At 40.2% G+C, this 13,906-nt stretch carries 17 protein-coding genes and 1 pseudogene; 9 read left to right on the top strand and 9 right to left on the bottom strand.

Annotated elements, in window-relative coordinates; genetic code table 11:
- The 4 genes from ptsP to PGY05_RS02470 form a co-directional block, all read left to right on the top strand.
- On the top strand, window positions 1–1,092 hold a 1,092-nt coding region (ptsP, locus tag PGY05_RS02485), incomplete at its 5' end, for a phosphoenolpyruvate--protein phosphotransferase (RefSeq protein ID WP_270475285.1).
- A 180-nt stretch (window positions 1,093–1,272) separates the two neighbouring features.
- Window positions 1,273–2,655 (top strand): NCS2 family permease, encoded by a 1,383-nt coding sequence (locus tag PGY05_RS02480; RefSeq protein WP_022220236.1) that lies wholly within the window; start codon window positions 1,273–1,275, stop codon window positions 2,653–2,655.
- A gap of 287 nt (window positions 2,656–2,942) precedes the next feature.
- On the top strand, window positions 2,943–4,766 hold the full coding sequence (locus tag PGY05_RS02475; RefSeq protein ID WP_195250696.1) for an ABC-F family ATP-binding cassette domain-containing protein: 1,824 nt from the start codon (window positions 2,943–2,945) through the stop codon (window positions 4,764–4,766).
- 79 nt (window positions 4,767–4,845) lie between these two features.
- Window positions 4,846–5,550: a DUF975 family protein gene (locus PGY05_RS02470; protein ID WP_044998726.1), complete on the top strand. Its 705-nt coding sequence runs from the start codon at window positions 4,846–4,848 to the stop codon at window positions 5,548–5,550.
- Window positions 5,551–5,628: 78 nt separating this feature from the next.
- Here the strand turns inward: PGY05_RS02470 and PGY05_RS02465 are convergent.
- The 7 genes and pseudogenes from PGY05_RS02465 to PGY05_RS02435 all read right to left on the bottom strand — a co-directional run.
- Window positions 5,629–6,432, bottom strand: a pseudogene (locus PGY05_RS02465) (ABC transporter substrate-binding protein); the annotation flags it as partial.
- Window positions 6,433–6,449: 17 nt separating this feature from the next.
- Window positions 6,450–7,841, bottom strand: coding sequence for a recombinase family protein (locus PGY05_RS02460; RefSeq protein ID WP_270475280.1), 1,392 nt, complete (start codon window positions 7,839–7,841; stop codon window positions 6,450–6,452).
- Between the two features lie 201 nt (window positions 7,842–8,042).
- The gene (locus PGY05_RS02455; RefSeq protein ID WP_173826528.1) at window positions 8,043–8,708 is read right to left on the bottom strand and encodes an NYN domain-containing protein; all 666 of its coding nucleotides are present in this window, start codon (window positions 8,706–8,708) and stop codon (window positions 8,043–8,045) included.
- A 327-nt stretch (window positions 8,709–9,035) separates the two neighbouring features.
- On the bottom strand, window positions 9,036–9,770 hold the full coding sequence (locus PGY05_RS02450; RefSeq protein ID WP_173689407.1) for an FxLYD domain-containing protein: 735 nt from the start codon (window positions 9,768–9,770) through the stop codon (window positions 9,036–9,038).
- Window positions 9,771–9,838: 68 nt separating this feature from the next.
- Complete coding sequence (locus PGY05_RS02445) at window positions 9,839–10,336, bottom strand: hypothetical protein (protein ID WP_270475276.1); 498 nt, start codon at window positions 10,334–10,336, stop codon at window positions 9,839–9,841.
- Between the two features lie 46 nt (window positions 10,337–10,382).
- On the bottom strand, window positions 10,383–10,850 hold the full coding sequence (locus tag PGY05_RS02440) for an ImmA/IrrE family metallo-endopeptidase (protein WP_270475275.1): 468 nt from the start codon (window positions 10,848–10,850) through the stop codon (window positions 10,383–10,385).
- A 45-nt stretch (window positions 10,851–10,895) separates the two neighbouring features.
- Window positions 10,896–11,231 carry a hypothetical protein gene (locus PGY05_RS02435; RefSeq protein WP_270475274.1) on the bottom strand — a complete coding sequence of 112 codons (336 nt, stop codon included), beginning with the start codon at window positions 11,229–11,231 and terminating at the stop codon, window positions 10,896–10,898.
- A 204-nt stretch (window positions 11,232–11,435) separates the two neighbouring features.
- Here PGY05_RS02435 and PGY05_RS02430 point away from each other — a divergent pair, with 204 nt between their 5' ends.
- Both PGY05_RS02430 and PGY05_RS02425 read left to right on the top strand, forming a co-directional pair.
- Window positions 11,436–11,621, top strand: coding sequence for a hypothetical protein (locus PGY05_RS02430; protein WP_270475273.1), 186 nt, complete (start codon window positions 11,436–11,438; stop codon window positions 11,619–11,621).
- Window positions 11,622–11,642: 21 nt separating this feature from the next.
- Window positions 11,643–11,813: a hypothetical protein gene (locus PGY05_RS02425; RefSeq protein WP_270475272.1), complete on the top strand. Its 171-nt coding sequence runs from the start codon at window positions 11,643–11,645 to the stop codon at window positions 11,811–11,813.
- Here the strand turns inward: PGY05_RS02425 and PGY05_RS02420 are convergent.
- Window positions 11,799–12,614: a DUF4393 domain-containing protein gene (locus PGY05_RS02420; RefSeq protein WP_270475271.1), complete on the bottom strand. Its 816-nt coding sequence runs from the start codon at window positions 12,612–12,614 to the stop codon at window positions 11,799–11,801. The two genes, PGY05_RS02425 and PGY05_RS02420, sit on opposite strands and share 15 nt — an antisense overlap.
- A 118-nt stretch (window positions 12,615–12,732) precedes the next feature.
- Between PGY05_RS02420 and PGY05_RS02415 the strand changes: the two genes are divergently transcribed.
- Complete coding sequence (locus tag PGY05_RS02415; protein ID WP_118219290.1) at window positions 12,733–12,912, top strand: hypothetical protein; 180 nt, start codon at window positions 12,733–12,735, stop codon at window positions 12,910–12,912.
- Here the strand turns inward: PGY05_RS02415 and PGY05_RS02410 are convergent.
- Window positions 12,907–13,263 (bottom strand): hypothetical protein, encoded by a 357-nt coding sequence (locus tag PGY05_RS02410; protein ID WP_270475270.1) that lies wholly within the window; start codon window positions 13,261–13,263, stop codon window positions 12,907–12,909. The two genes, PGY05_RS02415 and PGY05_RS02410, sit on opposite strands and share 6 nt — an antisense overlap.
- A 92-nt stretch (window positions 13,264–13,355) precedes the next feature.
- On the opposite strand from PGY05_RS02410, the gene PGY05_RS02405 reads away from it, so the two are divergent.
- Window positions 13,356–13,571, top strand: coding sequence for a hypothetical protein (locus tag PGY05_RS02405; protein WP_178025182.1), 216 nt, complete (start codon window positions 13,356–13,358; stop codon window positions 13,569–13,571).
- Window positions 13,572–13,581: 10 nt separating this feature from the next.
- Window positions 13,582–13,761: a hypothetical protein gene (locus tag PGY05_RS02400; protein WP_270475269.1), complete on the top strand. Its 180-nt coding sequence runs from the start codon at window positions 13,582–13,584 to the stop codon at window positions 13,759–13,761.
- The last annotated feature ends 145 nt before the right edge of the window (window positions 13,762–13,906 follow it).

Here is a 13,906-nt window from a genome sequence, read left to right as displayed (position 1 = left end):
TTTGCAACCATGTACGGATCAGCAAATTCCCATACGGCAATCCTTGCAAGGACCATGAACATCCCGGCCGTTATTGGTCTGGGAGAAGGGCTTGCAAAAGAATATGACGGACATATGGCAGCCATCGACGGCTTTACCGGGACCATCTACATTGATCCGGATGAAGAGACCATGAAGGCTATGACCGAAAAGCGCGAAGAAGACCGCAGACAGAAAACACTTCTGGAAGAACTGAAGGGCAAAGAGAATGTCACCCTTTCCGGACAGAAAATCAATGTCTATGCGAATATCGGTAATCTTTCCGATGTGGGCGCCGTACTTAAAAATGATGCAGGAGGGATCGGACTTTTCCGAAGCGAGTTCCTGTATCTGGAAAGCGAAGATTTCCCGACTGAAGAACAGCAGTTCCAGGTATACAAACAGGTTGCAGAAAATATGGCAGGCAAAAAGGTCATTATCCGTACCCTGGATATCGGAGCAGACAAGCAGGTGGATTACTTTGGACTTGACAAAGAAGAGAACCCGGCACTGGGATACCGGGCAATCCGTATCTGCCTGACAAGACCGGAGATCTTCAAGACCCAGCTTCGTGCCCTGTACCGGGCATCTGCTTACGGACAGATCGCCATTATGTTCCCGATGATCATTTCGATAAAAGAAGTGAAGCAGATCAAGGTGATCATCGAAGAGGTCAAAGAAGAGCTTCGTGAGGCAAAGATCCCGTTCCGTGAGGATGTGGAACTGGGAATCATGATTGAGACACCGGCTGCCGTTATGATGAGCCGTGAGCTTGCAAAAGAAGTGGATTTCTTCAGCGTAGGGACCAATGATTTGACCCAGTACACGTTGGCAATTGACCGTCAGAACCAGAAGCTGGATGCCTTCTACGATCCGCACCACCCGGCAGTCCTTGCAATGATCCGCATGGCAGCCGAAAATGCCCACGCAGAAGGCAAATGGATCGGAATCTGCGGCGAACTCGGAGCTGACCTCGAACTGACCGAAGAATTCTTAAGCATGGGATTAGACGAATTATCCGTATCCCCTGCAATGGTACTTCCGCTCAGAAAGAAGATCAGAGAGAGCAAATAGTTGCGGTATACAGCTACTATGAACAGTAATAGCGAATAAGAGTTAGAAATCAGAGAGAAAGTAATGTGTTTACTTTCTCTCTTTTTTTTGCTAAAATATTCTCTGCTACAAGAAAATAGTACGAGGATATTTTAAGGAGAGAGAGGGAATATCCAAGACAAACAGCAGGAGGAAAACAATATGTTGGAAAAGGTGTTTAAGCTTAAAGAAAATCACACCGACGTCAAAACTGAGATTCTTGCAGGTATTACGACATTTATGACGATGGCGTATATCCTGGCAGTAAATCCAAGCATTCTTTCCGCAGCGGGTATGGATCAGGGGGCAGTCTTTACTGCAACAGCACTTGCATCACTGATCGGTACGCTGTGTATGGCAGCATTTGCAAATTATCCATTTGCACTTGCACCCGGTATGGGACTGAATGCTTACTTTGCTTATACTGTAGTAATTGGTATGGGCTACTCATGGCAGACTGCACTGACTGCAGTATTTGCAGAGGGTATTATTTTCATTATTCTTTCCCTGACGAATGTCAGAGAAGCAATCTTCAATGCAATTCCAACCTGTCTTAAGACAGCAGTCAGCGTTGGTATCGGATTATTTATTGCATTTCTTGGACTTCAGAATGCGAATATCGTTGTCGGAGGATCTACTCTGGTACAGCTCTTCTCCGTAGATGCATATAATCAGGCAAATGGAGTGGAAGCAAGCTTCAATAACGTTGGAATTACTGTACTTCTTGCAATCATAGGTGTGCTGATCACAGCAATCATGGTGATTAAGAACATCAAAGGAAATATCCTTTGGGGGATCTTGATCACATGGATACTTGGAATCATCTGCCAGATAGCAGGTCTTTATGTACCGAATCCGGAGATCGGATTCTACAGTCTGCTTCCGGATTTCAGTTCCGGACTCGCAATTCCAAGCCTTGCACCGGTATTTGGAAAGCTTGATTTTAAGAATGTATTTTCACTGGAATTCGTTGTTGTAGTATTTGCATTCCTTTTCGTAGATCTTTTTGATACACTCGGAACTCTGATCGGTGTATCTACAAAGGCAGGCATGCTTGACAAAGACGGAAAGCTTCCGAGAATTAAAGGGGCACTGATGGCAGATGCGGTTGCAACTACAGTTGGAGCAGTACTCGGAACTTCTACAACAACAACATTCGTAGAGAGTGCTTCTGGTGTAACAGAAGGAGGACGTACAGGTTTAACATCCCTGACAACAGCGATCCTGTTTGGAATTTCCCTTTTCTTATCACCAATCTTTCTTGCAATTCCGTCCTTTGCGACAGCTCCGGCACTGATCATCGTCGGCTTCTATATGCTGAGCAATGTGGCAGGAATTAACTTCAGTGATTACAGCGAAGGAATTCCGTGCTTTATCTGTATCGCGGCAATGCCATTCTGCTACAGTATTTCAGAAGGTATTTCCATGGGAGTGATTTCTTATGTAGTAATCAACGTACTTACAGGAAAAGCAAAAGAAAAGAAGATCAGTGTACTGATGTATGTACTGGTGATACTGTTTATCCTGAAATATATTTTCTTATAAGATGATGATACCAGGGTCAAAAAGGTCAGAAAGCCGATGCAAGCTTGCTTAGCAATGGAGCAATCTGATTACACCAGTGAGCGGCAAAATTTATTTTTGACACTCACATCATAAGATAAAAAGAATATGGGGATATGTGAAAGCACAGGGACTGTCCGGTAACGGATAGGATTCTGTGCCTTTTGCGTGTCAGAATCGGTGCCGGGTGAGATACTTTGGATTGACTAGGACCCGTACAAATTGCTATAATGGAAAAAGACAAAACAGAGAATCACAGGGGAAAATATATGAATTTACTGACAATGGAACATGTATCCAAAGCCTATACGGATCGTGTGCTTCTGGATGATGTGGGATTTGGAATCAATAAAAATGAAAAAATCGGTGTGATCGGAGTCAACGGAATGGGTAAATCCACTTTGCTGAAAATCGTTGCCGGAATCGAAGAAAGTGATGCCGGAACGATCAGCATGGGGAATCAGGTGAAGATCTGCTATCTTCCGCAGATGCCGGTATTTGAAGCAGGAACAACAATTCTTCGCGCGGCAACAGAAGGAAATTATGATGAGCTGAACCGCTGGACGATCGAGGCAGAAGCAAAGTCTATGCTGAATCAGCTTGGATTTACCGATTATGATGAAAAGATTGAGCATATGTCCGGCGGACAGAAGAAAAGGGTGGCACTTGTCCGGGCGCTTTTAACACCGGCAGACATTCTGGTCCTTGACGAACCGACGAACCATTTGGACAATGAGATGTCCGAATGGCTGGAAGAATATCTGATCCAGTTCCGGGGAGCAATCCTGATGGTTACGCATGACCGTTATTTCCTGGACCGTGTGGTAAATCGTATCGTGGAAGTTGATCATGGGAAATTATATAACTATCCAGGCAATTATTCCGAGTTTGTGCGTCTGAAAGCCGAGCGTCAGAACATGGAGCTTGCCACAGAACGTAAGAGAAAAAGCCTTTTGCGCACGGAGCTGGAATGGCTACACCGCGGCGCAAGGGCGAGAAGTACCAAACAGAAAGCGCATATTGACCGGATTCATGCTATGCAGGAAATGAAAGATATTCAGGAAGAAAAGCGAGTAATGCTGGATTCTGTGGCTTCCCGTATGGGGAATAAAACAATCGAACTTTCCGGAATCTGCAAATCTTATGGAGAAAAGAAGCTGATCGAAGATTTCTCTTATATTTTTCTGAAGAAAGACCGAATCGGAATTATTGGACATAATGGATGTGGAAAATCGACGCTGCTCAAGATTATCAACGGGATCATAAAACCGGATGTCGGAACTGTTGAAATTGGACAAACAATCAAGATTGGCTATTTCTCGCAAGAGAATGAATATATGGACGAATCCAAGCGTGTCATTGATTATGTAAAAGAAGCAGGTGAGTACATTGCAACTTCTGACGGGAAGATTACCGCGTCCCAGATGCTGGAACGATTTCTTTTTGACGGGGTAATGCAGTGGTCGCGGATCGAAAAGTTATCCGGAGGCGAGAAACGGAGACTTTATCTACTACGTGTTTTGATGGAAGCACCAAATGTACTGATCCTGGATGAGCCAACCAATGATCTGGATATCCAGACGCTGACAATCCTGGAGGATTATCTGGATCATTTTGATGGTATTATTCTGATTGTATCCCATGACCGGTACTTCCTGGATCGTACTGTCAGTCGTATTTTTGCATTTAATGGAGGTGGGAAAATCCGCCAGTCGGAAGGTGGATACTCCGATTATCTGATCCGTGTGGAGCTTGAAAAACCGAAAGACGGACAGACAATTGCAGAAAATATGTCAGGTGCAGCTTCTGCACAGACCGGTGAGTCTGACAGCAAAAAGACCTGGAAGCAGCGGGAAAAAAAGCTGAAATTTTCTTATAAAGAACAGCGGGAATACGAGACGATCGATGAGGATATCGCAAAGCTGGAAGAGAAGATCGAAAAGCTGGATCGGGAGATGGTTAAGAATGCCACCAATTCCGTGAAGTTGTCCGAACTTATGAAAGAGAAAGAAGAAACAGAGACAACACTGGAAGAAAAGATGGACAGATGGGTGTACTTGAATGATCTTGCTGAGCAGATAGAAAATCAGTAAAGTGATTGACAGATTTACAGATGATAAAGTATAGGTAGTGAGAATCATATCAATGTATTCGAAGGAGGAGAGGTATATGATGTGGAATAGAGCAGAACTTAAAATGAGAGGTAATATGGCATTTAAGAAGAATTATGTGTCAGCCGTTGTAGTTGCGCTTCTGATGGGAATCTTTGGCACAGTCTCTGGCGAATCCAGTGCAAGACGGGTAAGTGAGAATTCAGATATATATAGTGGAAATTTATTTAATGTGGGAATGATTACCGGATTGCTTGCAGGAATCGCAACGGTAGTAATACTGATTGTCCTTGTGGCAAAAGTATTTGTAGGTAATCTCCTGAAAATGGGTGGATACCGGTTCTTTATCCTGAACCAGACTGCACAGCCGGGAATCGGAACATTGCTTGACGGTTTCCGTTCCGGACATTATGTTAATATTGTTCTTACCATGTTTTTAAGAGATTTATTTACTACACTTTGGAGTCTGCTTTTGGTGGTACCTGGAATCGTTAAGCATTATGAATATCTGATGGTACCATATATTATTGCTGAGAATCCGGCAATGGATTACAAAGAAGCATTCCAGATCAGTAAACAGATGATGGATGGAGAAAAAATGGAAGCATTTATCATGGATCTGTCATTCCTTGGATGGTATCTGCTGAGTGCGGTTACCTGTGGACTTCTTGCAATTTTTTATGTAAATCCGTATGTACAGGCATCCTTTGCGGAGATGTACACATTCAATAAGCAGAAGGCTTATCAGGAGGGATATATCCGGTAAGAGTTTCAGAAGGATAAATTTTAAAATGTAAGAATAGAGCGCAGACGCTGGCTTAAAATGAAGCGTCTGCGCTTTTATTTAGTGGGCGGCCTTCTCCGCAAAGGTAGTAGTAACTAGTTCTTCATAAGGAACACGCTCTTTCAGCTCACCGGAGTTTTCCAGAATATCCTGCAGCAGATTGAAGCTTTCTTCGTTGAAGATCAGATCCGATTTCCAGGTGTCTTGTTCGTAGTAACGGCTGACAATGGTTGTAATTGTAGCGAGATCGGTTTCCTTGAACTGTGGTGCAATGACTTTTGCAATCTCTTCCGGAGTATGGGACTGAACGAAATCCATTCCTTTTTGCAGGGCATTGGTGAATTTCTGGATGATGTTCGGATTAGCATTCAGATAACTTGTTTTGGCACTATAGGCGGTGTATGGGACATAGCCGGAATCAACGCCGAGAGAAGCAACGACATAACCGGAATTTTCCGCTTCAAGGGCAGTAGCGCTCGGTTCAAATTCGATGGTATAGTCTGCCTGCCCACCGGAAAATGCAGCAGCGGTTGAACCGAAATCAATACTCTGGTTGATAGAAAGATCCTTCTGTGGATTAATTCCGTTTTTTTTCAAAATGTATTCAAAGACCATTTCCGGCATGCCACCTTTTCTTCCGCCAAGAACGTCTTTTCCTTTCAGATCATCCCATGAAAAATCCGGCATTTCTTCACGTGCGACCAGAAAGTTTCCGGCGCGCTGCGTAAGCTGCGCGAAGTTTTTGATGACATCATTTGCACCTTCCTGGTAAGTATAAATCGAAGATTCACTTCCCATAAAGCCAATATCTGCCTCACCGGAGAGGACGGCGGTCATAACTTTATCCGCTCCAAACGGAGTCAACCAGTTAGTACAAGACGCTATAAGAAATCAACAGAGTCGACAGTATGATCAGTGTTCAGGTGAATCTCCCGGATAATAGAATGCCAGAAGGCTCTGCGGTTTTCTTGGGTTAAATTGTAGTACATTGTTCTAAAGTCTGTATTCAGCAGCTCTTCCAGATAAGCATAATCAGGTTCCAATTCCGGAGCCGTATTTAACAATTCATTCAGTTCGTTTTCAATCCGATCATATTCTTTGCTGTAATAATCCCATTCGATTCTTCCTTTCTGGAAGAGAAGATTTAATCGTTCTAATTCTTTCTGGAGCTTTTCAGGAGTCTGAATTTTCTTCTTTTTTTCTTGTTCCTTTTCAATTTTTTCACATTTTATTTTAAATTTATTGTATTCGTATTCCAGATGATCAATCAGGTATCGTTCTATAAGATTCTGACTAACCATATGTCTGTAAGAACATTTATGATCGATGAAAGCTTTATTGCATCGGTAATAGCAGTATACTTTTTTGGCACCGGTTTTCCTGTTGATAATGGATGAACCGCCTCTTGCGCTAAGCCTGCGTCCACAGATCGGACAATTTATCATGCCACTGAAAAGATAAATCCGGCCAGAAGGAGCACGCTTAACATTTGCGTTCTGTATTTCCTGCAGATTATTCCATTCGGATTCTGTCAGGTAAGCAGGACAGTATGGAATTCCGCGATAGGTTCCTTTGTAAAATTCACTTGACAGCAGTGTTCGCATATTCGCCCATGTAAAATCCGGATCGTAATTTTCCTGAATATAGCGCATGGAAAGTCCTTTTGCATGGTGCTTAAAGAAAAAACGATAAAAAGCATTTACGGCATCTTCTCGATCAGGATCTTTTACCATGCGTTTTACGCCGCCAATGATTCCAGATTTGTAGCCGTACCCCATATTCACATCACCGAAGATCAGTTTTCCCTGCCGGATAGATGCTTCGTTTACGAATTTGATACGTTCGCTGGTGGTATCGACCTCATTCTGGCCAATAGACAGAACTACATTCAGCTGCAGTCGACCGTCTCTGGTTTCCATATTGATTCCGGGTTCACTGGTGCTGATCCATCGGACGTTATTATCGTCAAGGACTTCCTGGACCTTATAAAAGTCAGACAGATTACGGAACCATCTGTCAATCCGCCAGAAGATGATCACATCAATTTTTCCGGCTTTTACATCTTCGAGGAGTGAATGGATAGCTTTTCTCTTTTTTAATTCTTTACGGGCAGTTTTACCCTCGTCAGCATAAACTCCAGCAACGGTCATATTATGTTCTTTGGCGTAATTGGTCAGGTACTGCTTTTGCGCTTCCAGGGATTTACCGCGCATCATCTGTTCAGCGGTAGACACACGGATGTAAATGGCGCAGCGTTCAATTTTACTTGGCATATTATATCACCTTTCTTTTCAATATACGTAAAAATGAGTATAAAAATAACAGCCCGAGAACTTTTGTTCTCTTGCGTGGCTGCTCCGGAGATGATACAATATTATTCGGAAATCAGTGTATCTCTTCGGAGTACTGAAAGAAACATATTGGCGTATGTTTCGTCCTATGACCGTTCCTGTTGGCGCAGGAGCGGTTTTATTTTATTTGTGTGTATGTACAGTATATCTATTATCGCATGTTCTAAGCCCATCAATATGTTCGAAAAGATCAGGTTTAATAGGAGCTCCTAGTGGATCGAGAATAAAATCAATACCTTCTCGACGAGCGAGTTTAGCAGCAGGAACAAAATCGCTATCCCCAGATATCAAAACAATTTGATCGACCTGTTTTTTATATGCCATTGAAGAAATGTCTAAACCTATTTTCATGTCAACACCCTTTTGATCAATATTTAGATAGAAGTCGGATTCTTTTAAATCAGAAAAAGAGATAGAACCATTACAAAGTTTTTTGACCGTTTTTGGGTAGATGGTATAATGTGCTTGCTCTTCAGCAAGTTTTCCGAGTCTAATAGCAAATTTTCTCTTTTTCTTTAATTCACTTAAAAAGCTCATAGTCCATGTATAAAGCTCTGTTTTCGAAAGATCAACTTGTTTTTGTGTGAATGGATGAAAGATGCGTTTGCTCGACGGTGCACAATCATAGTAAAAGATTCTGTACAGGCTATTATTTTCTCCGTGAGAATTTAAGTGACGTTTACAGTAATTTGCAAGTTCTATAGCACGTTTTTCAGCTGTTTGGTCGCCTAAAACAGCTTGAGCTCTTCGACGGTAGAAACCGCCATCAACAAGTATTGCAGTTTTCATATGCACTCTCCTTTAAATATAAAAAGCCCTAGGGTTCGGTCATTCCCATATATTGAGAGACGTACAACCTAGAGCAGTATTAGTATATTTTTCTTTTGTGTCTTTTATGATAGCTCATATTTATTAAAAAGTCAACATTTTTTTGAAAAAACATTTGACAATTATATAAGTAAGTGATAAAATGAGCAATCTGTCATAAGAAATTATGAAAAATATTACTAAAAATCTTTTGGTGTAACATCATCTTTTTTTGTATAATCATTTATGCAGTTATACTAACCGCATTATTCAACTGTTCCTGTTGGTGCAGGAGCGGTTTTTATTTATTTACCAGCCTTGTACGGAAATAACGTATTCGTCATGTTCTGGAAGGTTGTATTCGGATAGTTCAAAAGGTTTTGTTGTGCCAGCTGTCATGTTGTCTACATAAGTAGTATCTCCATAAACGATGGAACCATTGCTTTTCAACAGGACAGTGACGGCAACCATGTCAATATCGGAATCACTGTTATTTGCAACTTCTCCGGTATAAGAAACAGCGCCATAATCCTGAACTATTTCACTTGTATTGGAAACCGAGAATGAAGATACCGGAATGATTCCCGATGTATCCCCAGGAACGAAAGTTCCAGAGTGAATCGAAAATTCTACAGTGGCAGGCACCTTTCCGTTACAGTCGATAACACTTCCAAAAGAAATAGTGTCGTTTGGCGCGATATAGAAGAGTGTCTGATCAGAAGTTCCAACAATAGAACCATCCTCTCCTTTGGCTGTGATGGTTAAAACCGGAAGCTGCATCGCCCAATCAGCATTTGGATTGTTTAAAGTTACGCCATAATAAGCATAGACATCGCCCATTCCATCATCACTGATATAGTACCCACTTTCTGCAATAGATGCTTCCTGCTTTTCGGCCTCTTTCTTCTCTTCTTTTTTCTGCGATACAGAATTACTGTTTGAAGTTTTCTGCGAACTAGAGTCACTTGCAGAAGAACCTCCACACGCAGTAAAAGATGTTGCCATAACTCCAGCCAACATTAGTGCTACAATTTTTCTTCTCATAAAGTTTGTCCTCCTTCTTATGGAATGTAGTATTTATATAATCACAAAAGCGCGGTCATATATTAAAATTAGTCTGTTTCGCTAAGTGCTATAGTTTTTGTTGCGCCAGAAACTGTTACCTGATAGGTAATCTGTTTGCTTGAATCAGAATAAGAAAACTCTTTTGTATCATCCAGAGAAGCAAGAAGAGCGGAATCGGTTGCTTCTTTGTCTCTGGTAGATGTCCAAGTATATTCTTCAGAATATTCTGTAGGAGCAGTATAGGTTCCAACCCAGTAAACAGCAGTCGTGTTTCCTTCATCCATGATCCAGTTTATTGTGATGGTATCCTCTGTAATATCTGCCTGCATCCAAGTACCGTCATCGTCTTTATATTCCCATTTTCCAGTCAGCACGACAGGTTCTTTGACTTCTTCCTTTGCTTCCTCTTTTGGAGTTTCGGCAGATGCTTCTGTCTTCTTGGATGATTCTTTTGTTCCTTTTGATGAATCGGAGCTATTGCCACAGGCTGTAAACGACAGTGCCATGCTTCCGATCAGAATCAATGCTACAAGTTTCTTTTTCATAATTTTCCTCCTCATAAAAAGTGTTTCTATATAATCGCATATGCGGTTATACCAATTTCATCACCGACAACTGCGGTATAAAATACACCACATAATTATCTACCTGTTTACAGATCCCGTACTTATTCCGGTAACATTCAATACATTCTTCCAGAAATTCTTCTGTCACTTCCAGGTATTCAGCGATTTCAAACCGGTTCTGACAGCCATGCTCAAAGGCTCGCACCAGTCCGATCAGACCGATCTGCTTGTTGTACGCCCAGAGTCTTGCCTGACGTTCCTGTTTTCGGTTGGCGAAAGATGTCATGTCAAGAATATTGCCAACGGAAGTGTAGTGGTGTCCGAGTTCTTCAGCAAGAACACAGGATTTTTCTGCGGTAGTGCCAACAGATGTATTGATAGCAATATTTCCATTGATGTAAAATCCTTTTAAATTATCTTCACCAAGATAGTAATCATGAATCTTTACATTACTATCAAAGGCTTCTTGTTCTAAGTGTTCTAATTTATTCAAACTTTATCCCTCCCAGCATTAAGTGCAGCATAATAGCTGTTCTGTTTATGGGATTTGTTTTGTATCTTCCTGCTTTACAAATTTAGCAAAAGATTCTATACGGCTCCACTGTTCTTTGGTGAAATCTTTGCCATCGAGATGAGCTGCCATAGTAATTGGCGAATGAGAAACATAAACAATTTCACCATCTGCGAGCTTTTCAGTATCTAAATTTAACTCTCGAGTAATTTTTAATACATTTGAAATATTAGAATTTGCTATTCCTCTTTTTAAAATACTATCCAATGTAGTCCAAGGCATATCTATTGTTTCAGAAAATTTTTTCATGCTTCCGTATTTATCTATTATAAGAGCTTTTAAATTAGACTCTAATTCATTCATACTGAAAATTCTCCTTTCGATATTATGCTTAGATAATAGCATTAAAATCTCGAAAAATCAATACAAACATAGCTGAAATAAAATGAAAATCTCAAAAATTCGAGAAAACATATTGACAATCTCGAAAAATCGTATATACTAAAAACGTAATCACGAAAAATCGAGAAAGGAAGTGATGAAGTGTTTCCAAATTTAGAGGCGGAAATGGCAAGAAGCAAAATTACCCAAGCGAAATTGGCAGATATTCTGGATGTAACTCCGACAACGATGTCTTTCAAATTAAGTGGCAGGAGTTCACTTTCATTAAGAGAATGTGTAGAAATTAAGCGAAAAGCCTTTCCGGACAAAACATTAGATTATTTGTTTGCAACAGATGAAAGCAGCGAATGAAGAAGGTGAGGTGAATGAAAGATGTGGGTAAGAAAAAAGGAATGGGATACTTTGAAAGAAAAAGTAGCCGCTCTTGAAGAAGAACAGCTACAGTTGAGAAAACGCATCAAAGAAAATCTAGTTTGCGATGAACAGGTGCTTGAAGAAATAAAAGATTTTCGCAATGAAATGAAAAACTTACTCGAAATCTAAAATACAAATTTTGCAAAAGAGTTCGCCAATTGGAGTAAGAGATAAAGCTTTTTCTTTTGTAGTAATTGTTTCGGCAAGAGTTTCAGACTGGTTGAGCTTTGCAAATTCGTCTTTAACTTTTGAATACAATTCGGTGCTTTTTGCGAAGGCATATGCGGATTCTCCAGATAAAGAAAAATCTAAGAGAGAAATCAAACCTAAACGTTTCAGATTATCAATAGAAATACGGATTTGTTGTTCTGAAAGATTTGGGAGTTGAATATCAAAAGCTAATTCAAGAAAAGAATGTTCTTCAGGAGATTGTCCAAGAATATGTAAACCCTTTACTCGCAAGAGAATAGAAAACATTGCAGCAGCAATAGGTTTCTTTGATGTGGCAAATTCCTTTAAAACTAAAGCATCAGCAGGAGAGAGCTGTTTAATAATTTCCACAAAAGAGGGATGCACACTTTCCTTCGTGTCTGCATACATGGCTTTGGCAAGAAGATTTGCATAGAGATTATAAAGTTCTTCGTTGCTGATTGTATATGGAATAGATTCCAAAGCGGGTATTGCTACATACGGTTCAGGTGAAACAATTTTTTCTGGATCTACAGAAGATAATTTATTTTCAAGAACTTGTTTGGTTTGTTCTACATTGTATTCTTTTTGAAGAATCCACTTATCAAGTTCAAAAAATACAGCATTTATAGCACGAGGAATCCTTCCTAGCAATTTGCCGGTTTCATGAGCGGCAGGTTGAAAAGCGTCATCATATATTTTGTCTATAGTTTTATCTGGAAGATTGAAATTATCTAACATAATATTTTGTCCTTTCGTAAAATGTAAAATTTGGTAGCACCTGTATTTAAAGTATAGGAAAAAATCAAATTATTTGCAACAGATGAAAGCGGTGAGTAGAAAAGTGAGGTGAGGAAAGATGAAAATTATAGTACTTTCGTTAATTTGCGTAGCTTGCATTATAGGATGGCTGGCAAACAATATTGCATTAAAAGCAATGCTGTTTTATATGAAGGACAAAAAGTATGCGCTACCAACCAAAGCAGAGTTGAAAAAGTGGTGTAAATATGCCGCAAGAGATACTTTCGGAATCTCATAGATAATTTTGGATCAAGTATTCAGCTATGAAAGCTGAGACAATGCCTAAAATCCAAGTAATAAGATAAGTTATTGGATGTGCGAAATAAGGAAGCAAAAATTGCCATTCGTGAATCGCTTTCTGGGTTAATTTGAAATTATACTCGTTGAAATCCGTTTTTACATAGCCTTCCGCGATTAAAGTATCCATGATACTGTCAATTTCACTTTCAAATTTACCATAGTCATAGGTTACTTCGGAATTATCAAGAGAAAAAGAATGTGTGCAAAACAGATAACAAAAATTAGCATCTGTGTTATTGGTAAGTTTTTTCAGTTCTCTTAAAACAACTCTACATTGATATGTAAGCATAGAAACCTCCTTGGTAATGAATATTTGGCATGGAAGTGCCTGTAATTAAAGTATAGGAGAAAACTGAACTATTTGCAACAGATGAAAGTGGGGTGAGAAAAATGAAAGGATATTACACACCGGAAAAGTCTGGTGAAGTATCAGAAAAGCCAACTGGCTGTCTGAGAATTGAGGTCAGTAATTTACCGGAGTTTGCGGAGTTGATCGAGCAAGCGAAAAAGGAAGCCGATCAGCTGCAGAAAACACTTAACAGTCTGAGCTATTTTGATTTAAATATCGATTTTGAGGTGAAAGAAAAAACAAAGTGAGGAAAGAAGCATGGGGAAATGCATCTATATTTTAATCCCGTGGGTATTGGGGTTCGGAACGTATGTGATAAAGAAAAAACCTGATAAAAATTGGGATGAAACAGCAGAAGACTTATTCCTTTTGATTTTTATTGAAGGGGTAGCCAGTTTTTTTGTTGCAGCAGCTGTTGCATTTGTCTCTTCTGTTTGAAAGGAAATGGTAGGACGAATCAACAAGTACAACCAGCACCGCATAAACTTCAATAGAAAGTAGGTGGTAAGCATGAAACCTGATATCGAAAAAATTATACAGGTGATGATTTCTTTATTGGAAGAACAGGAAAAAGTGAAAATTA

Origin of the sequence: Coprococcus sp. AF51-11b1, assembly GCF_027682785.1 — a bacterium.
Lineage (GTDB): Bacteria > Bacillota > Clostridia > Lachnospirales > Lachnospiraceae > Allocoprococcus > Allocoprococcus comes.
This window is presented reverse-complemented; position numbering and strand designations above follow the sequence as displayed.